We start from the raw sequence: 21,934 nt of genomic DNA on the forward strand, positions 1-21,934 counted from the left end.
GACGCCATGCGTCGCTACCCCAACCAACCACCCGGGTCACGGCGTAGCCCACGCCTCAATCTCGCCCGCCTGAAACGGCCCCAGCTTCTGCTTGACGATGCGCCCGCGCGCATCCACCAGCACCGAGTAAGGCAACAGCCCCTGCGCGTTGCCCAGCCGCACGCTGGCATCGGCCGGCCCGGGTGTGTCCAGCACGATCGGGTAGCCCACCGGCACCTGGGCCAGGAAATCGCGCACGCCTTCGGGGGTATCCAGCGCCAGCCCCAGCACCTGCACGCCGTCGGCCGGCTGGGCGGCGGCAAAGGCGGCCAGCGCCGGCATTTCCTCCACGCATGGGCCGCACCAGCTGGCCCACACGTTGATCAGCAGCGGGCGCCCGCGGAAGCGGGCCAGGTCCACGGGCGTACCCGACACATCGGGCAGGGTAATGGCGGGCATCGCATCGCCGATCCCGGCGCCCGGGGTCACCGCGCGCGGTGGCGGGGCCGGTGTTGCTGCACCGGGACGGTTGAAGAACCACGCCCCGGCGGCCACGCCCAGTACCGCCGCCAGAACGGCCACCACCGCAAGTTGGCGGGGTGGCCGCGGGCTCATCGCGCGGTCCGCAGCAGGGCTTCTTCGACGATGGCCTGGGTGAGCACCGTGGGCAGCACGGTCGGCGGTGCGCCCGGGCCATACACCACGTACAGCGGCACGCCCACGGCCTTGTGCTCATCCAGGAACGCGGTGATGTCCGGGTCGACGTTGGTGTAGTCGCCGCGCATGTACACCGCGTTGGTACGGCGCAGGGTGTCGTGGAAGGCGTTGGTGCCCAGCACCGTGCGTTCGTTGGCCTTGCAGGTCACGCACCAGTCGGCGGTCATGTTGACGAACACCACGCGGTTGTCCTGGCGCAGGCGGTCGAGCATCTGCGGGGAGTAGGCCACCACGTTGTCGGCGGCGGCCGCGGCCGCCTTGGCCGGCGGCACCAGCCGGGTCACGCCCCACACCGGCACCAGCGCGGCAAGCAGCAGCAGGAGGGCCAACAGCCCGCCCACGCGCTGGCTGCGCCAGCGGCTGCGTTCGTACCACCACAGCGCCAGTGCCAGCACCACCAGGCCACCCAGCACCAGCGTCATGGCATCCACGCCGCGCTGCTTGCCCAGCACCCACAGCAGCCAGATCGCGGTGCCGTACATCGGGAAGGCAAGCACGTGCTTGAGCGTTTCCATCCAGGCGCCCGGGCGCGGCAGGCGCTTGGCCAGCGACGGAATGAAGCCTATCAACAGGAACGGCAGCGCCAGGCCCAGGCCCAGTGCCATGAACACCAGGATCGCCGGCACGGTGCTGGCGGTGAACGCATACGCCAGCGGCAGGCCCATGAAGGGCGCCACGCACGGGCTGGCCACCACGCAGGCCAGCACGCCGGTGAAGAAGTCCCCCACCGGGCCACTGCGCGCGGCCAGCGACTGGCCCACACCGCCCAGGCTGCCGCCCAGCGTGAACACGCCCGACAGGCTCAGGCCCACGGTGAACATCAGGTACACCAGCGCGGCGATGAACCACGGGTGCTGCAGCTGGAAGCCCCAGCCCGCGGCTTGGCCGGCGGCACGCAGGGCCAGCACCAGGGCACCGATCGCGGCAAAGGCCACCAGCACGCCAGCGGTGTACCAGAGCGCATGGCTGCGCGCGCGCTGGCGGCTTTCGCCGCTCTGCGCCACGCCCAGCACCTTCAGCGACAGGATCGGCAGCACGCACGGCATCAGGTTGAGGATCAGGCCACCCAGCAGGGCCAGCAGCAGCGCGCCGATCAGCGTGGTGGGCGCGGCATCGTCGCCCGGCGGGCGGGTGCGCTGCGCGTTGTCGGCGCTGGCATCGGGCACGCTCGACGCGTCGGTCGCGGCGGCGGCCGTGTCGTTGGGGCGGATCAGCATCGGCTGGGTGGCGATGCCGGCGGCGTCGCGCTCACGCGCCGGCGCGCGCTTGTCCTTGCCGGGCAGCGGGGCAATCACTTCGTTCTGGTGCGCGGCTTCGTCAGCGCGTGCGTTGACCTTGCCGGCCGGCAGCGCCAGCTTCACCCGGCGCGTCATCGGCGGGTAGCAGATGCCATCGGTCTGGCAGCCCTGGAAGGTGATCACCAGGGTGGCTTCGTCGGCGTCGGCACGGCTGCGGCGCAGCGGCAGCTTGACGTCGACCTGGTCGAAATACACGGCCACATCGCCGAAATGTTCATCGCGGTGCGACTTGGCCGCCGGCCATGCCGGCTTGTCGGCGCGGATTCCGGCGGCACCTTCCAGCTTCAGCGAGGTGCGGTCGCGGTAGAGGTAGTAGCCCGGTGCCGGGCTGAAACGCAGCAGCACGGTATTGCCGTCATCGACAATGGCGTCGAAGCCGAACGCGCGCTCGGACGGCAGCGGCAGGGCCTGGGTGTTGGCGGCGCCCGGCAGGCGCAGGCCGCCGCCGTTGCCGGCCAGCGGATTGTTGAACGGCGAGGCGCCGAGGGCCGCAGGCGCGGCGGTGGCCGGGGCCACGCCCGCAGCGGCGCCGCTGCCGGCGGGCAGCTTCACTTTGATGCTGCGCTTCTGTGGCGGGTAGCACACCCCGGCATCGGCACAGCCCTGGTAACGCACTTCCAGGGTCACCGTGTCGGTGCCGTCGTCGGCCTTGCCCGGCAGCACGGCGGTGAGCCGCTCGCGGTAGGTTTCCACCTCGCCGAAGAAGTCGTCGTGGTGCTTCTTGCCGGCCGGCATCTGCAATGCCTCGGCGGCAAAGCCGGCATCGGCCTTGACCGTGGTGCGGTGGCGGTACAGGTAATAGCCCGGCGCGATCTTCCAGCTGATCTCGACGCGGTCGCGATCACGCGCCTGGGCGGTCAGCCCGAACGCCTCGTCCACCGGCAGCAGATCTTTCTCGCTGACGGCCCACGCCGGCAGGGACACCACGAACAACGCGCACAGCGCGGCAACACGACGAAACAGCGTCATCAATCACTTTCCTCACGGGTCTGCGCCCGAATCCAGTCCAGGTACGCCGGCAGGCCGGCGCGGGTTTCGACCGCGATGCACTCCGGGAGTTCATACGGATGCAGCGCATGCACCCGTGCGATGGCCGCGTCCAGGCGGCTGCCGGTGGTCTTGATCAGCAGCTGGACCTCGTGGTCCTCGCTGATCTCCCCGTGCCAGCGGTAGGTGGAGTGCGCCCCGTCCAGGCGGGTAACACACGCGGCCAGGCGTTCTTCCACCAACGCACGTGCCAGCCGCGTGGCGCAGGCCGCGTCGGGGCAGGTGGTGAACAGCATGAATACGGGATCGACGGTCGACATGACCGCCGAGTATAGGACTGCCAGACCCGAATGGTCCGGCCGGCGCCGTTGCGGCGCCGGCCGGCGGGGCTCAGTTGAGCAGCTGGCAGCTCGTCGGCTTGGCCGAGGTGAACAGGGCCGGGGTGGCCCATTCGGGGTGGTCGATGAACGGGTTGCGGTTGCCCTGGAAGCTGTAGATCACTTCATTGCGGGCGCGTTCGGCCGCATCCGGCGGGTCGGACAGGTGCCATTCGATCAGGGTCGAGAGCAGGCCCATGTACGCCGGCGAGGCCGAGGTCTTGACGATTTTGGCCCGGTCGTCGGTCAGCTCCAGGTCGGGTTCGGACTGGCCGGTCTTGGCGTCTTTGCCCCCTTCATAGCGGATGGCCATGTACATCACGGCCCGCGCCATGTCGCCCTTGCGGTGGCCCCACACTTCAAAGGTGCCGGTATTGCCGTCCGGCGTGCGCACCCAGTTGGAGTTGCCGGGATAGCCGCCGCTGCCGCCGCCGAAGCCGTTGTTGGACTCGGTGGCGCGTTCGCCGCAGTTGCTGTCGCACTTGCCGAACGGCTTGTTGCCGCGGTCGGCGTTCCACTGTGCGTCGGTCAGGTACAGCATGTGGGTGTCGGTGTAGGGCGCATACGGCAGGCCCTTGTCGCCGGTGGTGTTGGCAAAGCCCAGCGAGTTGGGCCAGGTGTGTTCGCGGTTGTAGGTCAAGCCGCTACCGGTGCCCGCGCGGCCGCTGACCTTGGTGTAGCTGCGGTTGCGGTAGGCGTCCAGGATCTTGCCGCTGTTGTTGGGATCTTCGTCGGCGATTTCCAGGATGGTCCAGGTGCTGGTGCCCGAGCCGCTGTACGGGTAGGCGGTGTGGCCCTTGATGGTTTCATGCAGCGAGCAGCGCAGCTGGCTGGGGTTGGCGGTGTTGACGCGCGAGTAGTACTCGCCGGGGGTGCCGGGATCGGGATTGCCCGGGTCCGGGTTGCCGGTGCTGCTGGCCACGGTGAAGGCGATGCGGGTGTCGGCGGCGGGGCGGGCGCCCTGGGCATCGCTGACCTTGGTGGCGCGGATGTCGAACCGGCAGGCTTCGCCCGCCACCAGGGCGGTGTTGGTGGAGACGGTGAAGGTGCTGCCGCTGCTGGCGTGGCTGAGCGGCACGGTGCCGGACTGGCCGCAGCTCAGCACGAATGCGCCGGTGGCCAGGGTGACGGTTTCGCTGAAGGTGACGGTGAGGTCGGCGGCGGCCGGGAAGGTGCTGGCGCCTTGTTCGGGGGTGGTGGTGCGTACCGACGGCGGGGTGTTGGGGCCGGTGCCGCCGGTGCCGCTGAAGGTCTGGCCGTTGTTGCAGGCGCCGAAGGTCTGTTTGGCCGATTCGGCCCAGGTGAAGTGGGCGTACTGGCTGCCGCTGCCGGTGAGCTGGAGGGAGGTGCCGGGGGCGGTGCTGTTGCTTTCGCTGACGGGGATGTTCTGGCTGGTCAAGCCGGCGGCCGGGCCGCCGCTGGCGGTGATGGTGCCTTCGTAGCTGATGAACTGGACGACTTTGCCGCTGGCGTCGACGAGGGCGATGCCGTCGTTGGCGCCGTTCTGGAGGCCGTTGGTGGGGTAGGTGACGGTGGCGAGGGTGGCCTTGCCGCACGCGGCGGCGGTGCCGGCGGGGACGGGGTTGTTGGCATACACGGTGGCGGCCGAGGGGCTGCTGCCGTTGTACAGGTAGAGGCGGTAGGTGCTGAGGTCTTCACCGCCGGTGGCGACGACTTCGATGGCTTCGCCGACGTCGCCGGCGGGCGTGCTGTCGTCGTAGTGCAGTTCATTGATGAATACATCCGCCTGGGCGGTGCCGGCCAATGCCAGCAGGCACGCCAGGGACAGCGGTGTGAGCAACCTCATCTACGTCTCCTTGTGATTGGTTATTGCTGGCCGAATCTAATCAATCCAGATGACACATCTATCGATATGGCGGGACTTAGGTTCCGCAGTGGGACGTGCGTCAAGGAATTGGCGGGGGAGGGTTCTTTTTTTTCGAAGCTGAAAAGCCGGGCAAAAGCAGGAGCCAGAGCTGGAGCCAGAGCTGGAGCCGTGAAGCCAGAGCCTCGGTTGGCCGGTCCTCCAGGCTGGGCGGGGGTGTGAGGGTTCACGGGACACGCTGCAAGTACGTCCCTGTAAGCTCCGCCACCGCATCCATGCGGTGGAGGGTCCCGTGAACCCTCACACCCCCACCCCAGACAGTTGGCTGGCGGCCCGGGGAGAGCGGGTGCAATGCCTTTTCCTGCTGGGCGGGGAGGTGCTCTGTTTCTGCTATTCCGTGAGCAACGGCAGAGTGTCTTAGGGGTGGTGGGGGTGGGGGTGCGGGACCCTCGGCGCCATGGATGGCGCCGCGGAGCCCCAGGGATGGGTTTACGGCGTGTCCCGCACCCCCGCCGCCACCAGCCCAGCGCGCCACGCCCGCAGGCTTCGCTTCGCAGTTGCCCTTGATCTTGCCTCGGGCCCCACCGGCCGCCGGCCGGAAAAATTTCGTCTTCGCCCCTTGAAAGGGAAGTGCCCAGCACCATCTCTGCTCTGTACCCGCACCGTCGGGTTTTTTCGTGAGCGTGGCTGGCAGTCGCCCTGTGCGAGTGCTAACATCGCCAGACTTTTCCAGACCAATCAACAACTTAAAAGGGTCTCACATGAGCATCAAGCCGCTTCATGACCGCGTCGTAGTCAAGCCGATCGAAGCCGACGAAATCTCGTCCGGCGGCATCGTGATTCCGGATTCCGCCAAGGAAAAGTCCACCAAGGGTGAAGTCGTGGCCGTCGGCCCGGGCAAGCCCCTGGACAACGGCAGCGTGCGCGCGCCGTCGCTGAAGGTCGGTGACAAGGTCATCTACGGCCAGTACGCCGGCAGCAGCTACAAGTCCGAAGGCGTCGAGTACAAGGTCCTGCGCGAAGACGACATCCTCGCCATCATCTGATCCGGTCGACCGTATCCCCCATTCAAGCAGCCGGGCATCGCCCGGCTCTACATAAAAGGTAATCGCAATGGCTGCCAAAGATATTCGTTTCGGTGAAGACGCTCGTTCGCGCATGGTGCGCGGCGTCAACATTCTCGCCAATGCCGTCAAGGCAACCCTGGGCCCGAAGGGCCGCAACGTCGTGCTCGAAAAGAGCTTCGGCGCCCCGACCATCACCAAGGATGGCGTGTCCGTTGCCAAGGAAATCGAACTGGCTGACAAGTTCGAGAACATGGGCGCGCAGATGGTGAAGGAAGTTGCTTCCCGCACCAACGACGACGCCGGCGACGGCACCACCACTGCCACCGTGCTGGCCCAGGCCCTGATCCGCGAAGGCGCCAAGGCCGTTGCTGCCGGCATGAACCCGATGGACCTCAAGCGCGGTATCGACAAGGCCGTCATCGCCGCCGTCGCCGAGCTGAAGAACATCTCCAAGCCGACCGCTGACGACAAGGCCATTGCCCAGGTCGGCACGATCTCGGCCAACTCGGACGAGTCGATCGGCAACATCATCGCCGAAGCCATGCGCCGCGTGACCAAGGAAGGCGTCATCACCGTTGAAGAAGGCTCGGGCCTGGACAACGAGCTGGACGTCGTCGAAGGCATGCAGTTCGACCGTGGCTACCTGTCCCCGTACTTCATCAACAACCAGCAGTCGCAGACCGCTGACCTGGACGATCCGTACGTGCTGCTGCACGACAAGAAGATCTCCAACGTGCGCGACCTGCTGCCCGTGCTGGAAGGCGTCGCCAAGGCCGGCAAGCCGCTGCTGATCATCGCCGAAGACATCGAAGGCGAAGCGCTGGCCACCCTGGTGGTCAACACCATCCGTGGCATCGTCAAGGTCGTGGCCGTCAAGGCACCGGGCTTCGGTGATCGTCGCAAGGCGATGCTGGAAGACATGGCCGTGCTGACCGGCGGCACCGTGATCTCCGAGGAAATTGGTCTGTCGCTGGAAAAAGCGACGATCAAGGATCTGGGCCGCGCCAAGAAGGTGCAGGTCTCCAAGGAAAACACCACCATCATCGATGGCGCCGGCGAGAAGGCCAACATCGAAGCGCGTGTCACCCAGATCAAGACCCAGATCGAAGACACCTCGTCCGATTACGACCGCGAAAAGCTGCAGGAACGCGTGGCCAAGCTGGCCGGCGGCGTTGCCGTGATCAAGGTCGGTGCTTCGACCGAAATCGAAATGAAGGAAAAGAAGGATCGCGTCGACGACGCCCTGCACGCTACCCGTGCAGCCGTTGAAGAAGGCGTGGTCCCGGGCGGCGGCGTCGCGCTGGTCCGTGCAGTCACCGCGCTGAGCGGCCTGAAGGGTGCCAACGAAGACCAGAACCACGGCATCCAGATCGCCCTGCGCGCCATGGAAGCCCCGCTGCGCGAAATCGTGGCCAACGCCGGCGAAGAGCCGTCGGTCATCGTCAACCGCGTCAAGGAAGGCACCGGCAGCTTCGGCTACAATGCGGCCACCGGCGAATTCGGCGACATGCTGGAATTCGGCATCCTGGACCCGACCAAGGTGACCCGTTCGGCGCTGCAGAACGCTGCCTCGATCGCTGGCCTGATGATCACCACCGAAGCGATGGTTGCCGAAGCCCCGAAGAAGGATGACGGCGCTGGCGCAGCTGGCGGCGGCATGGGTGGCATGGGCGGCATGGGCGGCATGGACTTCTGATGCAACGGCCAGCCCCCGGCTGGCCCGCATCGGTCCGGTAGGTACCGCAAGTAACGGCGAATGCCGTTGCTAACGTCGCTTGCGACGGCCCGGAGGGTGCCCGCCCGAAGGGAGGGCATACCGTTGGTCGGTACCCGCCACCCGCCAACGTACGACAAAAAACCCCGCCGGAAGGCGGGGTTTTTTTGTGCGCGTACTACGAGCTCACAGCGCGCTGGTCGGCGCCTCGACTTCTTCCTGCAGCCAGCGCAGGAACGCCGCGATGGCCGGATTCTCTTCGGCGCCGGGCAGGGTGACGGCGTAATACGCAAACCGCGTCGGCCATGGCTGATCCAGTACCACCGCCAGCCGCCCGCTGGCTACTTCGGCTTCGACATACAGGTCACGCACCAGCGCGATGCCCTGGCCGGCTTCTGCAGCGCGGATCAGCAACACGTCATCATCGAACGCCGGGCCACGTTCGACGCGCGGATCGGGTGGCAGACCGAGCGCGCTGAACCACAGCGACCAGTCGCTGCGGTCGGAATCCTGCAGCAGCGGGTACTGCAGGCAGTCCACGGCCGAGTGGATCGGCGGGCCCTCGGCGAGCAGCGCCGGGCAGGCCACCGGCAGCAGTACCGGCGCCGCCAGCGGGCGTGAGACCAGGCCGGGATACTCACCGAGACCGTGGCGGATGGCGATGTCGATGCGATCACGGCGCAGATCCGCCAGCGCCGATGAGGCCTCCACACGCACTTCGATCGCCGGGTGACGTTCGCTGAACCGCCCCAGCCGCGGCACCAGCCATGACGCGGCAAAGCTGGGCACGGTGCTGATGGTCAACGTCTGCCGCGCGTGGATCGCCTCCAGCGCGGCCATGCTGTCTTGGATCTGGTCGAAGGCGCGCGCCAGCGCCGGGTGTACCTGCGCACCGGCCGGTGTGAGCGACACCCCGTGGCGGCTGCGGGTGAACAGGCTGACCCCGGTACGCGCCTGCAGCAGCTTCAGTTGCTGGCTGATCGCGCCGGGGGTGACGCCCATGACATCGGCGGCCGCCTTGAGGCTGCCATGGCGGCCGGTTTCAACGAAAGCGCGCAGGGCGAGCAGGGGAAGAACAGCACCCATGACCTTAGTTTTTCTCTCTTGGTAGCGAAGGAAAAATCGTTCTACACGGCGTACTGCGCTGCGTAGCATCGTGATCATGTTGAGTCGGGTGTGTTTAGTCCAGCTGTATTGGCCGACCCCGATACCGCAACCACATTCCTCTCGTTATCCATCGCCCGCCAAGGAGACCGATGTGTCCCCAGCTTCGCTGCACCTGTACACCGACAGCTCACCCAACGGCTTCAAGATCACCATTGCGCTGGAAGAGCTGGGCCTTCCTTATGTGCTGCACCACGTCCGCATCGACGATGGCGCGCATCGCCACCCTGATTTTCTCAAGCTGCATCCCCATGGCCGCATTCCGGTGCTGGTGGATGCGCCACGTGGCATCACGGTGTTCGAATCGGCCGCCATCCTGCTGTACCTCGCCGACAGGACCGGGAAGCTGCTGCCCACCGCCGCCGTCGCGCGCTGGGACGCCATCACCTGGTTGATGTTCCACTCTGCCAGTGTCGGCCCGATCCTGGGCCAGCGCGTTCATGCGGAGATGTTCGCTGACGCGCCGCATGCGCCTTCCATCGCACGCTACCGCCGCTTGAGCACAGAGTTCTTCGCCACGCTCGACCAGCGCCTGGCCGACCGACCGTGGCTGGCCGGCGAGGAGTACTCCATCGCCGATATCGCCGGCTATGGCTGGATGCATATCGCACGACTCATCGGCTTCGATTTCAGCGCGTACCCGCACTTGAGTGCGTGGCACGCGCGCATGTCGCAGCGGCCCGCCGTACAGCGTGGGGTGCTGCTCCCCGAACCGGCCACCGGCCCCTGACCCAGGAACGACCACGATGACCCTGTTGACTGATATCACCCCGATGCAGGCGCCGCTGACGGGCGCATCCGCACCGATGTTCGCCCGCCACGCCGGCTACCAGCGCATGTTCCGCGAGGGGGCGCTGACGCTGGGTGTGTTCCTGCCCCTGCGCTTCTATCACGGCGACATGCAGGTGCTGGCCGGGCAGGCGGATCTGGTGAGCCAGCTGGACCGCGATGGCTTTGCCGCGACCTCGGTACGCGATGTGCCGTTGTTCGACCCGTTGTTCGGCGACGCAGGGCAGCTGTTTGATCCCTTCACGTATCTGGCCTTCCTGGCCGCGCGTACCGAGCGGCTGGCGCTGGCCACGGGCAGTGCGATCTTCTCGCTGCGGCACCCGATCGATCTGGCCAAGTCGGCGGCCTCGATCGACCAGCTGTCCGGCGGACGCCTGGTGCTCGGCATCGCGTCCGGTGATCGCCCAGTGGAGTTCCCGGCCTATGGCTTGGAGCATGCAGAACGCGGGGAGCGCTTCGCCGCATCGGTGGCGTACGTGCGCCAGCTGATGCAGCACGGGCCCCTGCAGATCGACTCGGCACTGGGCGCACTGCAGGGCGTGGAGCTGCTGCCCAAGCCGGTGGCCGGCGCGATCCCGCTGCTGGTCACCGGCACCTCGCGGCAGACGCTGGACTGGGTGGGGCAGCATGCCGATGGCTGGCTGACCTATCCCGAGGCTACCCACGATGCGGCCGGGCCGAAGCGACTGGCGGCCAAGATCCAGGCGTGGCGTCGTTTGATTCCCGACGGTGGCTTCCGTCCGCACGTCACCAACGAATGGCTGGATCTGGTCGACGATCCGAACCATCCGCGCACGCCGCTCAATGGCGGTTACACGTTGAGGACCGGCCGCAATGGGCTGATCGATCTGCTTGGGCAGTGGCAGCAGGCCGGAGTCAACCACGCCGCGCTCGGTATCCAGTTCTCGCAACGGCCGGCCGCCGAGGTACTGCAGGAACTGGCCGAGTATGTGCTGCCGTTGTTTCCGTCGCATGCGGGGCCTTTACCGGCCGAGATGCGCTGGTAGGCATGCCCACCGCTCCGTCATGAGTGGCGGCGCGGCACCTGTCAGGCCCGACAACGCGCGGCCCGCCGACGGTCGCGCCACGCCAGGCCCAGATGCGCAAGCAGAAAGCACAGCGCGCCGCCCACCATCATTCCCTGCGAGTACGCCATGGGCAGCCATATCGCTGCCGCCGCACCCAGCGCCATGCCAGCCAGGCCGGCGGCGACGGCAACGCGTTGCCGCGCCAGGTACTGCGCCTGCGCGCGCTGACGTTGCTGGATGGCCTCGCGCTTGTTGTCCGGTTGCAGGATGGCCTGAGCAATCGCGTCAGCTTGGGAAGGGGTCATCTACGCTTCCTTGTGAGTGATCCTGTCCCGGATCTTTGCCTGTCACCTGGGGTATGTAAAGTGCGGCGGGGTTCCAGATGCGTCGCAGTAGCGATATAGTTAGCCGCCGTACTATTCCGGATCCGCCTGCATGCTGGAAATCAAACATCAGGCCTTCCTGACCGAACTGGTGCGACGTGGCCAGCCGGACGCGGGGGAATTGGCGCTGTGTTTCCAGGTGCTGTCGCTGGCCAGCGCGATCGACCAGGACTGCGCCAGTCGTCTGGCACCGCTGGGCCTGAGCGAAGGGCGTTTCGTGCTGCTGTTCCTGCTGCGCGGCGCGGATACAGCGCTGTCGCCGCACCAGTTGGCCGAGCGCGCCGGCGTCACCCGTGCCACCGTGACCGGCCTGCTGGATGGATTGGAGCGCGAGCAGCTGGTGAGCCGTCACAGCGATCCCGATGACAAGCGGCGCATCCACGTGCGCCTGACCCGGTCGGGACAGACACTGTCGGCGCGCCTGTTCGACCAGCAGACGCAGTGGATCGCCTCGCTGTTTGCCGACATCAGCACCGCCGAACGCCAGGTGCTTGGCACGCTGCTGCAGCGCGTGTGGTCGCGCACCGATGCGGGGCGCACCTCATGAAAAAGCCGATCACCCGCGAGCGGCGCGGCCAGCTGGATCGGGGCGAGGCCGAAGCGGCCCACCTGGCCGAAGTGCTGGCCGTCGATTTTGCCCGGCTGATGGCCCATGTCGCGCCGACCTTGCCGGCCTCGGCGCTGGCCCCGATGCGCAACGCCGCCAAGCTGGGCATCACCCTGCGCATGCAGGGCGCCGCCACGCTGCTGCGCGCGCATGGGCACGGCGATCATGCCCACTGGTCACGACACGCCAGCGACACCGTACGGGGCTGGGCCTGCTACCTGATCGGCAGCGATCCGGCGCTGACCCTGGAGCGCAAGCTGGATGCCCTGCGCGCCTTGGCCGACGACCCGCACTTTGGCGTGCGCGAATGGGCCTGGCTGGCCGTGCGCCCCCACATCGCCGCCGAGCCGCTGCGGGTGCTCGCGCACCTGCAGGCCTGGGTCCACGACACGTCGCCGAACGTGCGCCGCTTCGCCTGCGAAGCGCTGCGCCCACGCGGGGTATGGGCCGCGCATATCACCTTGTTCAAGCAGGAACCCCACCATGCACGGGACCTGCTGGACGCACTGTGCTGCGATGAAGCGCGCTACGTGCAGGATTCGGTAGGCAACTGGCTCAACGACGCCGGCAAAAGCCAGCCCGACTGGGTCCGCGCGCTGTGCAGCCAATGGCAGCAGCGCCATGCCGATGATCCGGCCAATAGCTACATCCGCAAGCGCGCCCTGCGCTCGCTCTGACCCAAGGAATGCCATGTCTTACATGCTGATCGAGCTCTACACCGCCACCCCCGCCTGGACCGCGCTGGACCCGGTATCGCGGGGGGCGCTCTTCGCCCGCATCGGCGCGGGCATGCAGCATGTCGACCCGTCGCGGATCAAACCGCTGGCCATGGGCCCGCTGGATCCGGACGTGCCGCGCAGCAGCGCAGAGCAGTTCTACGCCGTGTGGCAATGCAGCGACCGCACGGACGCTGATGCGCTGCTGGCCGCCATTGATGGCACCGGCTGGCACACCTACTTCACCACCACCCACATCGCGGGCGCATCGGGTGGGCTGCAGCAGCATCTGGCCGAACTGGCGGCGCTGCCGAAGGCATGAGGCCCGCGCTCACGGTGGCTGAACACCGCCGTCGCAGTTGCGAATGAAACATTTTGCGCCGCACAAAAGCTGTGCTATCAATACTCCCCAATGAACGCACGCCCCGCCAATGCCTACTTTTGGTATTACTTTCCGAAGCCACCGGCGGAGGAAGGCATGCGCTCACCCTGAAGAAACCTTCAGACGCATTCCCGAAAGCCGCCAGCGCACCTGGCGGCTTTTTTGTTGCCGCCGCGCTGGGGACCCCCACTTCCAAGGAGTTTCCCCGCATGCCCCCGCACACCGATGACCTGCGCATCCGCAAGATCGAACCGTTGACCCCGCCGGCCCAACTGCTGGCCATGCTGCCCTGCGACGATGAAGCCTCCGACACGGTCAGCGCCTCGCGCGCGGCCCTGCACGAGATCCTGCACGGCCGCGATGACCGCCTGGCGGTGGTGATCGGCCCGTGCTCGATCCACGACCCGGTGGCCGCCATCGAATACGCCCAGCGCCTCAAGCCGCTGCGTGATGCCTACGCCGACGAGCTGGAAATCGTCATGCGCGTGTACTTCGAAAAGCCGCGCACCACGGTGGGCTGGAAGGGCCTGATCAACGACCCGGACCTGGACGGCAGCTTCAACATCAACAAGGGCCTGCGCGTGGCGCGCGGCCTGCTGCGCGACATCAACAAGCTCGGCCTGCCGGCCGGCGTGGAATTCCTCGACGTGATCTCGCCGCAGTACATTGCCGACCTGGTGGCCTGGGGCGCGATCGGCGCGCGCACCACTGAAAGCCAGGTGCACCGCGAACTCGCCTCGGGCCTGTCGTGCCCGGTCGGGTTCAAGAACGGTACCGACGGCAACATCAAGATCGCTGCCGACGCGATTGGTGCTGCGTCGAATCCGCATCACTTCCTGTCGGTGACCAAGGAAGGCGGCACCGCCATCGTCGCCACCGCCGGCAACCCGGATTGCCATGTCATCCTGCGCGGCGGCAAGACGCCCAACTACGACGCCACCCATGTGGAAGCGACCAGCCAGACCCTGGCCAAGTCGCACCTGGCCGCGCGCATCATGATCGATGCCAGCCACGCCAACAGCAGCAAGAACCCGGAGAACCAGCCCAAGGTCATCGCTGACATCAACGCGCAGCTGGCCAACGGCGAAGAGCGCATCGTCGGCGTCATGGTGGAAAGCCACCTCGTGGCCGGTCGCCAGGACCTGGTCGACGGCCAGCCGCTGACCTACGGCCAGAGCATCACCGACGGCTGCATCGGCTGGGACAGCTCGCTGGCCGTGCTGGAGAGCCTGGCCGAAGCGGTGCGGGCGCGGCGGGCGGTCCGGATCAGCGAAGCGGCGTGAGCCGAAGGTGCGCCCACGACGGCGCAGGAAACCACCTGCGTCGCATGGGCGGGCGCATATTGATCCGTGCGTCTTCGCCCATCGCGCCATGACGTTTCCAGGTAGAGCCACCCCATGGGTGGCTGCACGCGGACCACGGCGCACGAGCAGCCACCCATGGGGTGGCTCTACCGGAGGTGTGTCGCACGCCCGGTGATCACGGGGTACGCCGCAGCTTCGCCAAGGCCAGATAGATCGCCGGCGTGGTGTACAGGGTCAACCACTGGCTCACCAGCAACCCACCCACGATCGCAATGCCCAACGGCTGGCGCATCTCCCACCCTTCGCCAGTCGCCAGCATCAACGGCAGCGTACCCAGCAACGCCGCCACGCTGGTCATCAGAATCGGCCGGAAGCGCAGCCGTGCCGCCTCGCAGATGGCGTCGTACGACGACAACCCGCGCTCGCGTTCGGCCGACAGCGCGAAGTCGATCATCAGGATGGTGTTCTTCATCACCACGCCTACCAGCAGGAACAATCCCAGCAGCGAGATGAGGTTCAATTCGTTGCCGAACGCCATCAGCGCCAGCAGGGCGCCCACGCCGGCCGAGGGCAGCGTGGACAGGATCGCCAGCGGCTGCACGAAGCTCTCGTACAGCACGCCCAGCACCAGGTACACCGCCAGCATCGCACCCACGATCAGCCACAGCTGGCGCTCGCGCAGTTTGGAGAACCCACCGGCCTCGCCACTCAGCTTGGCCTGCACATGGCTGGGCAACATGATGCCCGCCATGGCGCGGTCCACCGCTTTCACCGCCTGGTCCAGGGTCACGCCGGGTGCGAGCGCGAACTCGATCCAGACCGAGGCAAACTGTTGGCTGTGGTAAATGCGGTCCGGTGCCATGCCGTAGGACCAGCTGGCAATGGAGGACAGCGGCAGGCGCTGACCGTCCTTGCCGATCACGTGGATCTGGTCCAGCGTGGACGGGTCCTGGGTGTAGCGCGGGTCCAGTTCCATCACCACGCGGTACTGGTTGAGCGTGTCGTACAGCGTGGCCACCTGGCGCTGGCTGAAGGCGTTGTTGAGCACCGAGGCGATCATGCGCATGTCCACGCCCAGCCGTGCGGCGGCGTCGCGGTCGATGTCCAGCACCACCTGGCGCATGCCCTCGTCGCCCTTGGATTCCACGTCCACCAGCTCAGGCAGGGCGCGCAGTGCGTCGGCCACCTTGGGGGCCCATTGCCGTAGGGGTTCCAGCTCGCCGGACAGCAGCTGGAACTCGTACTGGCCGCTGTCGCCGCTGCCTTCCAGCTTGATGTCCTGGTCCACCCACAGGAACATGCCGCCGCCGGGAATCTTCGGCATGTTGCTGCGCAGGCGGTCGATCACCTGCTGGCTGGATACCTTGCGCTCGGCCAGCGGCTTCATCTTGATCATGATGAAGGCGTTGTTGACCCCGCTGCGCCCGCCGATGTACCCGATGATGTCGCTGATGGCCGGGTCGGCCAGCAGCAACGTCCGATACGCATCGATCTTGGGCTGCATCACCTGGAACGACAGCCCGTCGTCGCCGCGCGCGAAGCCACGCAGCTGCGCAGTGTCCTGCTTGGGCACGATGCCCTTGGGCACCTGCTGGAACAGCCACACGTTCAGACCGATCACCGCGCCGAACAGCAGCAACGGCACGGCCAGCCAGCGCAGCATCGTCTGCAGGCTGGCCACGTAGCCGCCGCGCAGCCGCTCGAACAACGCCGTGCCGCTCCGCTGCAGCACGTTGCCCGCACCGGGCCGCTCACGGCCCAGCAGACGTGCGCACAGCATCGGGGTCAGGCTCAGCGAGACCAGCAGCGACACGCCCATTGCCGCCACCAGGGTCAGCGAGAACTCGCGGAACAGCTTCTCCACGAAGTCGTCCAGGAACAGGATCGACACGAACACCACCGCCAGTGCGATGTTCATCGACAACAGGGTGGCGCCCACTTCACCGGCACCACGCAGGGCCGCGTCCATCGGCGACGCACCGTTCTCGCGATGGCGGGCGATGTTCTCCAGCACCACGATGGCATCGTCCACCACCAGCACCGCGGCCACGATCAGCGCCATCAGCGACAGCGTGTTGAGCGAGAAGCCGAGCAGCGCGATCACCGCCAGTGCGCCCAGCAGCGACACCGGAATGGCCAGGGTGGGCACCAGCGCGGCGCGCCAGTGACCCAGGAAGGCCAGGACCACCAGCACCACCAGGGCAATGGCCAACAGCAGGGTCAGCTCGGCCTCGTGCAGGGTGGCGCGGATGACCGGCGAGCGGTCCATCACCACCTGCATGTCGATGCTGGCCGGCAGCAGCGCCTGCAGCGTGTCCATCTGCGCGTTGATGGCGTCGACGGTTTCGATGATGTTGGCGTCCGGCTGCCGGCTGACGATCAACAGCACCGCCGGGCGCTGGTTGTGGAAGCCGCTGGCATAGCGGTCTTCCACGCCCTCGCTGACCTGGGCCACGTCGCGCAGGTGCACCGGGCGGCCCTCGCGCATGGCGATGATCAGGTCGCGGTACTCGGCGGCGGTGCGCAGCTGCAGGCTGGCCTCCAGCTGCCATTGCCGGCTCTGGCTGGCCACGGTGCCCAGCGGCTTGAGCGCGTTGGCGGTGCGGATGGCCGAGGCCACGTCATCGAGCGCGATGCGCTGCTGGTTGAGCGCATTGGGGTCCAGCGACACCCGCACCGCCGGCAGCGAACTGCCGCCCACCTGCACTTCGCCTACGCCCGGAATCTGCGCCAGCTTCTGCGCGATCACCGTGGAGGCCACATCGAAGATCTGCCCGGGCGAGAGGCTGTCCGAACTCAGTGCCAGCGCCAGGATCGGTGCCTGCGAGGGATTGACCTTGTTGTACTGGGGCATGCCCGGCATGCCGCTGGGCAGCTGCGCGCGGGCGGCGTTGATGGCCGCCTGCACGTCGCGCGCGGCGCTGTCCACGTCGCGGCCCAGTTCAAACTGCAGCTCGATCTGGGTGGAGCCCTGGGTACTGGCCGAGTCGATCCGGCTCAATCCCGGAATGGTGCCCAGCGCCCGTTCCAGCGGCGTGGCCACGTTGGCCGCCATCGATTCGGGGCTGGCCCCGGGCAGACTGGCGCTGACGTTGATGGCCGGGTAGTCCACCTGCGGCAGCGGTGCCACCGGCAGCAGCCGCAGACCGAGCAGGCCGGCCAGCACCACCGCCACCGACAGCAGCAGGGTGGCGACCGGGTGCTGCACGAACCAGCCGATCGCCCGCGCCAGCGGACTCACGCGTGGGCCTCGGCCGCGTCGTCGGCACGTTCGGCCGGGCGCCGGCGGAAGCGGTCGAAGAACAGGTAGATCACCGGCGTGGTGAACAGAGTGAGCACCTGGCTGACGATCAGCCCGCCCACCATCACCACGCCCAGCGGCTGCCGCAACTCCGCGCCCGAGCCGCTGGCGAACATCAGCGGAATGGCGCCGAACAGCGCGGCCAGGGTGGTCATCAGGATCGGACGGAAGCGCAGCAGCGCGGCCTGGTGGATCGCCTGGCGCGGGGCCAGGCCGAACTCACGCTCGGCCTCCAGCGCGAAGTCGATCATCATGATCGCGTTCTTCTTCACCAGCCCGATCAGCAGCACGATGCCGATCACCGCAATCAGGTCCAGGCTGCGCCCGCTCAGCAGCAGCGCCAGCAGCGCGCCCACCGTGGCCGAGGGCAGGGTGGAGAGGATGGTGATGGGGTGGATGAAACTCTCATACAGCACGCCCAGCACCAGGTACATCACCACCACCGCGGCCAGCACCAGCCACAGCGTGCTCGACAGTGAGGCGCGGAACGCGTCGGCCGCGCCCTGCAGGCGCAGCTCCACCCCGGTGGGCAGGCCGATCGCCGCACGCGCGCCTTCAATGGCCTGCACCGCTTCGCCCAGCGACGCGCCGCGTGCCAGGTTGAACGAGAACGTTACCGCCGGGAACTGGCCCACGTGGTTGATCAACAGGTGCGCCGGGCGCTGCTCGATGCGCGCGATGCCATTCAGCGGCACCTGTTTGCCCTCCGGCCCGGCCACGTGCAGGCGCGCGATGGCGTCCGGCCCGAAGGCCGCGTCCGGGCGCGCTTCCAGCACCACGCGGTACTGATTGGCCTGGGTGAAGATGGTGGAGATCTGGCGCTGGCCGAACGCGTCGTACAGCGCATCGGCCACTGCGTCCACGCTGATGCCCAGGCGCGCGGCGGCCACCCGGTCGATCAGCACGTGCGCCTGCAGGCCCTGGTCCTGCAGGTCGCTGGCCACGTCGGCCAGGGCTGCGGACTGCTGCAGGTGGGCCAGCAACCGGGGCGTCCACTGCGCGAGCTGGTCGCTGTCGGGGCTGGTCAGGGTGAACTGGTACTGGGTGCGGCTGATTCGGTCCTCGATGCCCAGTTCCTGCACCGGCTGCAGGTACAGCGTGATGCCGGGCACGTGCGCCACGCGCTGCTGCAGCCGCGCGATGATCGCCTGCGCGTCGGCATCGCGCTGCGCATGCGGTTTCAGCTCGATCAGCAGCCGGCCACTGTTGAGCGTGGCGTTGTTGCCGTCCACACCGATGAACGAGGACAGGCTGGCCACGTCCGTATCGTCCAGCAGCGCCGCGGCAAGCGCCTGCTGGCGCTGTGCCATGGCCTGGAACGAGATCGACTGCGGCGCTTCGCTGATGCCCTGGATCAAGCCGGCGTCCTGCACCGGGAAGAAGCCCTTGGGCACCCACACGTACAGCGCGGCGGTAAGCAGCAGGGTGGCCACGGTGGCGCCCAGCATCAGCGGCTGGCGCTGCAGCACCCAGTGCAGTTGGCGGTCGTAGATCGCCACCACGCGGTCGAACGGGTCGCCCTGCTGCGCCGATTCCTGGCCGTCGGCATCGCGGCGGGTGGCATGCCCGGCCTTGAGCAGGCGTGCGCACATCATCGGTGTCAGCGTCAGCGAGACCAGCAGCGAAATGCCGATCGCCACCGCCAAGGTGATCGCGAACTCGTGGAACAGCTTGCCCACCACGTCGGCCATGAACAGCAGCGGGATCAGCACCGCGATCAGCGACAGGGTCAGCGAGATCAGGGTGAAGCCGATCTGCCGGGCGCCCTTCAGTGCCGCCTGCATCGGCGTGGCGCCGCGTTCCAGGTGGCGGGCGATGTTTTCCAGCATCACGATCGCATCGTCGACCACGAAGCCGGTGGCGATGGTGAGCGCCATCAGGGTGAGGTTGTTGAGTGAGAACCCCGCCAGCAGCATCACCCCGAAGGTGCCCACCAGCGACAGCGGCACCGCGATGCTGGGAATGATCGTGGCCGGAATGTTGCGCAGGAACACGAAGGTGACCATCACCACCAGCGCGATGGCGATCAGCAGTTCGTGCTGCACGCCGCGGATGGAGGCGCAGATTGATTCGGTGCGGTCGCTCAGCACCGCCACGTCCACGCCCTTGGGCAGCGACGCCTGCAGCTGCGGCAGCAGCGCCCGCACCTGGTCCACCACGGCGATCACGTTGGCACCGGGCTGGCGCTGGATGTTGATCAGCACCGCCGGCGTGGTGCCCGACCACGCGGCCAGCTGGCGGTTTTCCGCGCCGTCTTCGATCGTGGCCACATCGCCCAGGCGCAGCGGCGCGCCATCCTTGTAGGCCAGGATCAGCGCCTGGTACTCGGCCACCGAGCGCATCTGGTCGTTGGCATCGAGCATGATCGCGCGGGTGGGGCCGTCGAAGCTGCCCTTGGGCATGTTGACGTTGGCCGCACCGATCGCGGTGCGGATGCTGGCCATGCTCAGCCCGTTGGCGGCCAGCGCCGACGGGTTCACCTGGATGCGCACCGCCGGGCGCTGCCCGCCGGCCAGGCTGACCAGGCCCACGCCCGGCAGCTGCGACAGGCGCTGGGCCATGCGCGTATCCACCAGGTCGTGCACCTGCGGAAGCGACAGGCCCTGCGAGGTCACCGCCAGGGTCAGGATCGGAGTGTCGGCCGGGTTGACCTTGCGGTACACCGGCGGCACCGGCAGGTCGTCGGGCAGGAAGCTGTCGGCGGCGTTGATCGCGGCCTGCACTTCCTGCTCGGCCACGCCCAAGGCCACCTCCAGCGAAAACTGCAGGGTGATCACCGACGCGCCCCCCGAGCTGGTGGAGGACATCTGCTTCAGCCCGGGAATCTGGCCGAGCTGGCGCTCCAGCGGCGCGGTCACCGCACTGGTGGTCACCCCCGGGCTGGCACCCGGGTACAGCGTGGTGACCTGGATGATCGGGTAGTCCACCTGCGGCAGCGCCGCCACCGGCAGCAGCCGGTAGGCCAGGAAGCCGGACAGCAGCAGCGCCACCATCAGCAGCGTGGTGGCTACCGGGCGCTCGATGAAGGGCCGCGAGAGGTTCATGCGCCGGTCCGCGGCGCGTCCACCTGCGTACCCGGCGTGGGCACCACCTCCACCGGCGCACCTTCGCGCAGGCCGTCGATGCCTTCCACCACCACCCGCTCGCCGGCCTTGAGGCCTTCGCGCACCGAGACGCGCTCACCATCGGCCGGGCCCAGCACCACGTTGCGCAGGTGCGAGGTGTTGTCCGGCGCGATCACGTACACATAGCTGCCCTTGCTGCCGAACTGCACGGCGGCGTTGGGAATCACCACCGCATCGGCACTGCTCACCTGCAGGCGGATGTTGACGAACTGGTTGGGGAACAGCGCCTCGTCGGCATTGGCGAACTGCGCGCGCAGCTTCAGCGTGCCGGTGGCGGTGTCGATGCGGTTGTCCAGGCTGGACAGCACGCCGCTGCCGAGCGCTTGGCGCTCTTCGCGATCCCATGCTTCCACCGTGAGGTCGGGCGTGGCGCGCACGGCCGCCACCACCGCTGGCAGGTCCGGCTCGGGCACGGTGAAGAGCACGCTGATCGGCGTGGTCTGGGTGATGGTGGCCAGTGGTTCGGTATCGCCGCTGCGCACCAGGTTGCCCACGTCCACGTTGCGCAGGCCCATGCGCCCGGCCACCGGCGCGGTGATGCGGGTGTACTGCAGCTGCAGGCGTGCTTCATCCACCGCAGCCTGGTCGGTCTGGCGCCGGCCCTGCAGCTGGCGCACCTTGCTCTGCTGGTCGCTCAGGTCCTGGGCCGACACGAAGTGCTTGGCCTGCAGTTCGCTGTAGCGCGTGAGCTGGGTCTGCGCGTTGTCCAGTTCGGCCAGGTTCTGCTGCTGGGTGCCCAGCGCACGCGCCAACGCCACCTGGTAGGGGCGCGGATCGATCTCGGCGATCAGGTCGCCGGCCTTGACGTGTTCACCCTCGCGGAACGACAGCCGCAGCAGTTCGCCCTCCACGCGGCTGCGCAGGCTCACGGTATGCAACGGCGTCACCGTGCCCAGCGCCTTCAGGCGCACCACCAGGTCTTCGCGCACCACCGTGGCCACGCGCACCGGCGTGGCGGTGCTCGCGGGTGCGGCTTCGGCGGCCGGCGCGGGCGACAACACGCGCCAGGCGATCACGGCGGCGGCCAGCACGGCCACGACCAACAGCGGTTTGAACAGACGACGGGAACGCGAGGGGAGCGGGGCAGACATGGGGCATCCTGCGCGTGCGCCACACGGCGAACGCGTCCATGGTTTACCGGCCCGTGGGGGCAGGCGAGGCGAAGTGGGGT

At 67.7% G+C, this 21,934-nt stretch carries 17 protein-coding genes; 8 read left to right on the plus strand and 9 right to left on the minus strand.

What is annotated here, in order from left to right; genetic code table 11:
* Nucleotides 1–36 precede the first annotated feature (36 nt).
* The 4 genes from AC6CHL_RS15070 to AC6CHL_RS15085 all read right to left on the minus strand — a co-directional run bounded on the left by AC6CHL_RS15070 (nucleotide 37) and on the right by AC6CHL_RS15085 (nucleotide 5,165).
* Complete coding sequence (locus AC6CHL_RS15070) at nucleotides 37–594, minus strand: TlpA family protein disulfide reductase (protein WP_498295126.1); 558 nt, start codon at nucleotides 592–594, stop codon at nucleotides 37–39.
* On the minus strand, nucleotides 591–2,963 hold the full coding sequence (locus AC6CHL_RS15075; RefSeq protein ID WP_185753438.1) for a protein-disulfide reductase DsbD family protein: 2,373 nt from the start codon (nucleotides 2,961–2,963) through the stop codon (nucleotides 591–593). Before AC6CHL_RS15075 ends, AC6CHL_RS15070 begins: the two co-directional genes overlap by 4 nt.
* A complete protein-coding gene (gene cutA, locus AC6CHL_RS15080; RefSeq protein ID WP_038685914.1) occupies nucleotides 2,963–3,301 on the minus strand; it encodes a divalent-cation tolerance protein CutA in 339 nt (112 codons plus the stop codon). Before cutA ends, AC6CHL_RS15075 begins: the two co-directional genes overlap by 1 nt.
* Before the next feature lie 70 nt (nucleotides 3,302–3,371).
* A complete protein-coding gene (locus AC6CHL_RS15085; protein WP_038685916.1) occupies nucleotides 3,372–5,165 on the minus strand; it encodes an endonuclease in 1,794 nt (597 codons plus the stop codon).
* A gap of 779 nt (nucleotides 5,166–5,944) precedes the next feature.
* On the opposite strand from AC6CHL_RS15085, the gene AC6CHL_RS15090 reads away from it, so the two are divergent.
* Together AC6CHL_RS15090 and groL are read left to right on the plus strand one after the other, a co-directional pair.
* Complete coding sequence (locus tag AC6CHL_RS15090) at nucleotides 5,945–6,229, plus strand: co-chaperone GroES (protein ID WP_038685917.1); 285 nt, start codon at nucleotides 5,945–5,947, stop codon at nucleotides 6,227–6,229.
* Between the two features lie 67 nt (nucleotides 6,230–6,296).
* Entirely contained in the window at nucleotides 6,297–7,946 is a 1,650-nt protein-coding gene (gene groL / locus AC6CHL_RS15095) for a chaperonin GroEL (protein ID WP_038685920.1), read from the plus strand.
* A gap of 204 nt (nucleotides 7,947–8,150) precedes the next feature.
* Here groL and AC6CHL_RS15100 read toward each other — a convergent pair whose 3' ends face one another.
* On the minus strand, nucleotides 8,151–9,050 hold the full coding sequence (locus AC6CHL_RS15100) for a LysR substrate-binding domain-containing protein (protein ID WP_498295130.1): 900 nt from the start codon (nucleotides 9,048–9,050) through the stop codon (nucleotides 8,151–8,153).
* Between the two features lie 172 nt (nucleotides 9,051–9,222).
* On the opposite strand from AC6CHL_RS15100, the gene AC6CHL_RS15105 reads away from it, so the two are divergent.
* On the plus strand, nucleotides 9,223–9,858 hold the full coding sequence (locus AC6CHL_RS15105; RefSeq protein WP_498295132.1) for a glutathione S-transferase family protein: 636 nt from the start codon (nucleotides 9,223–9,225) through the stop codon (nucleotides 9,856–9,858).
* Nucleotides 9,859–9,874: 16 nt separating this feature from the next.
* Nucleotides 9,875–10,924: an LLM class oxidoreductase gene (locus AC6CHL_RS15110; protein ID WP_498295134.1), complete on the plus strand. Its 1,050-nt coding sequence runs from the start codon at nucleotides 9,875–9,877 to the stop codon at nucleotides 10,922–10,924.
* A 41-nt stretch (nucleotides 10,925–10,965) separates the two neighbouring features.
* On the opposite strand, the gene AC6CHL_RS15115 is transcribed toward AC6CHL_RS15110, so the two are convergent.
* On the minus strand, nucleotides 10,966–11,250 hold the full coding sequence (locus AC6CHL_RS15115) for a hypothetical protein (protein WP_447595865.1): 285 nt from the start codon (nucleotides 11,248–11,250) through the stop codon (nucleotides 10,966–10,968).
* A 130-nt stretch (nucleotides 11,251–11,380) separates the two neighbouring features.
* Here AC6CHL_RS15115 and AC6CHL_RS15120 point away from each other — a divergent pair, with 130 nt between their 5' ends.
* The 4 genes from AC6CHL_RS15120 to aroG all read left to right on the plus strand — a co-directional run bounded on the left by AC6CHL_RS15120 (nucleotide 11,381) and on the right by aroG (nucleotide 14,316).
* The gene (locus AC6CHL_RS15120) at nucleotides 11,381–11,875 is read left to right on the plus strand and encodes a MarR family winged helix-turn-helix transcriptional regulator (RefSeq protein WP_498295136.1); all 495 of its coding nucleotides are present in this window, start codon (nucleotides 11,381–11,383) and stop codon (nucleotides 11,873–11,875) included.
* On the plus strand, nucleotides 11,872–12,612 hold the full coding sequence (locus AC6CHL_RS15125) for a DNA alkylation repair protein (RefSeq protein WP_463601781.1): 741 nt from the start codon (nucleotides 11,872–11,874) through the stop codon (nucleotides 12,610–12,612). Before AC6CHL_RS15120 ends, AC6CHL_RS15125 begins: the two co-directional genes overlap by 4 nt.
* Before the next feature lie 13 nt (nucleotides 12,613–12,625).
* Complete coding sequence (locus AC6CHL_RS15130) at nucleotides 12,626–12,973, plus strand: DUF6616 family protein (RefSeq protein ID WP_448134544.1); 348 nt, start codon at nucleotides 12,626–12,628, stop codon at nucleotides 12,971–12,973.
* A 269-nt stretch (nucleotides 12,974–13,242) separates the two neighbouring features.
* Nucleotides 13,243–14,316, plus strand: coding sequence for a 3-deoxy-7-phosphoheptulonate synthase AroG (aroG, locus tag AC6CHL_RS15135; protein WP_314403975.1), 1,074 nt, complete (start codon nucleotides 13,243–13,245; stop codon nucleotides 14,314–14,316).
* Nucleotides 14,317–14,512: 196 nt separating this feature from the next.
* On the opposite strand, the gene AC6CHL_RS15140 is transcribed toward aroG, so the two are convergent.
* Genes AC6CHL_RS15140 through AC6CHL_RS15150 form a run of 3 tightly spaced genes read right to left on the minus strand, consistent with a single transcriptional unit; the run spans nucleotide 14,513 to nucleotide 21,854 of the window.
* Nucleotides 14,513–17,578 (minus strand): efflux RND transporter permease subunit, encoded by a 3,066-nt coding sequence (locus AC6CHL_RS15140; protein WP_498295139.1) that lies wholly within the window; start codon nucleotides 17,576–17,578, stop codon nucleotides 14,513–14,515.
* Nucleotides 17,575–20,682 carry an MdtB/MuxB family multidrug efflux RND transporter permease subunit gene (locus AC6CHL_RS15145; protein WP_498295141.1) on the minus strand — a complete coding sequence of 1,036 codons (3,108 nt, stop codon included), beginning with the start codon at nucleotides 20,680–20,682 and terminating at the stop codon, nucleotides 17,575–17,577. Before AC6CHL_RS15145 ends, AC6CHL_RS15140 begins: the two co-directional genes overlap by 4 nt.
* Nucleotides 20,679–21,854 (minus strand): MdtA/MuxA family multidrug efflux RND transporter periplasmic adaptor subunit, encoded by a 1,176-nt coding sequence (locus AC6CHL_RS15150; protein ID WP_313245894.1) that lies wholly within the window; start codon nucleotides 21,852–21,854, stop codon nucleotides 20,679–20,681. Before AC6CHL_RS15150 ends, AC6CHL_RS15145 begins: the two co-directional genes overlap by 4 nt.
* Between the last annotated feature and the right edge of the window lie 80 nt (nucleotides 21,855–21,934).

Source organism: Stenotrophomonas sp. GQ19 (assembly GCF_059758695.1).

What these genes read in the sequence shown, in the direction of transcription:
- AC6CHL_RS15070 (WP_498295126.1), bottom strand. Translation starts at nt 594, where the DNA reads ATGAGCCCGCGGCCACCCCGCCAACTTGCGGTGGTGGCCGTTCTGGCG.
- AC6CHL_RS15075 (WP_185753438.1), bottom strand. Translation starts at nt 2,963, where the DNA reads ATGACGCTGTTTCGTCGTGTTGCCGCGCTGTGCGCGTTGTTCGTGGTG.
- cutA (WP_038685914.1), bottom strand. Translation starts at nt 3,301, where the DNA reads ATGTCGACCGTCGATCCCGTATTCATGCTGTTCACCACCTGCCCCGAC.
- AC6CHL_RS15085 (WP_038685916.1), bottom strand. Translation starts at nt 5,165, where the DNA reads ATGAGGTTGCTCACACCGCTGTCCCTGGCGTGCCTGCTGGCATTGGCC.
- AC6CHL_RS15090 (WP_038685917.1), top strand. Translation starts at nt 5,945, where the DNA reads ATGAGCATCAAGCCGCTTCATGACCGCGTCGTAGTCAAGCCGATCGAA.
- groL (WP_038685920.1), top strand. Translation starts at nt 6,297, where the DNA reads ATGGCTGCCAAAGATATTCGTTTCGGTGAAGACGCTCGTTCGCGCATG.
- AC6CHL_RS15100 (WP_498295130.1), bottom strand. Translation starts at nt 9,050, where the DNA reads ATGGGTGCTGTTCTTCCCCTGCTCGCCCTGCGCGCTTTCGTTGAAACC.
- AC6CHL_RS15110 (WP_498295134.1), top strand. Translation starts at nt 9,875, where the DNA reads ATGACCCTGTTGACTGATATCACCCCGATGCAGGCGCCGCTGACGGGC.
- AC6CHL_RS15115 (WP_447595865.1), bottom strand. Translation starts at nt 11,250, where the DNA reads ATGACCCCTTCCCAAGCTGACGCGATTGCTCAGGCCATCCTGCAACCG.
- AC6CHL_RS15120 (WP_498295136.1), top strand. Translation starts at nt 11,381, where the DNA reads ATGCTGGAAATCAAACATCAGGCCTTCCTGACCGAACTGGTGCGACGT.
- AC6CHL_RS15125 (WP_463601781.1), top strand. Translation starts at nt 11,872, where the DNA reads ATGAAAAAGCCGATCACCCGCGAGCGGCGCGGCCAGCTGGATCGGGGC.
- AC6CHL_RS15130 (WP_448134544.1), top strand. Translation starts at nt 12,626, where the DNA reads ATGTCTTACATGCTGATCGAGCTCTACACCGCCACCCCCGCCTGGACC.
- aroG (WP_314403975.1), top strand. Translation starts at nt 13,243, where the DNA reads ATGCCCCCGCACACCGATGACCTGCGCATCCGCAAGATCGAACCGTTG.
- AC6CHL_RS15145 (WP_498295141.1), bottom strand. Translation starts at nt 20,682, where the DNA reads ATGAACCTCTCGCGGCCCTTCATCGAGCGCCCGGTAGCCACCACGCTG.
- AC6CHL_RS15150 (WP_313245894.1), bottom strand. Translation starts at nt 21,854, where the DNA reads ATGTCTGCCCCGCTCCCCTCGCGTTCCCGTCGTCTGTTCAAACCGCTG.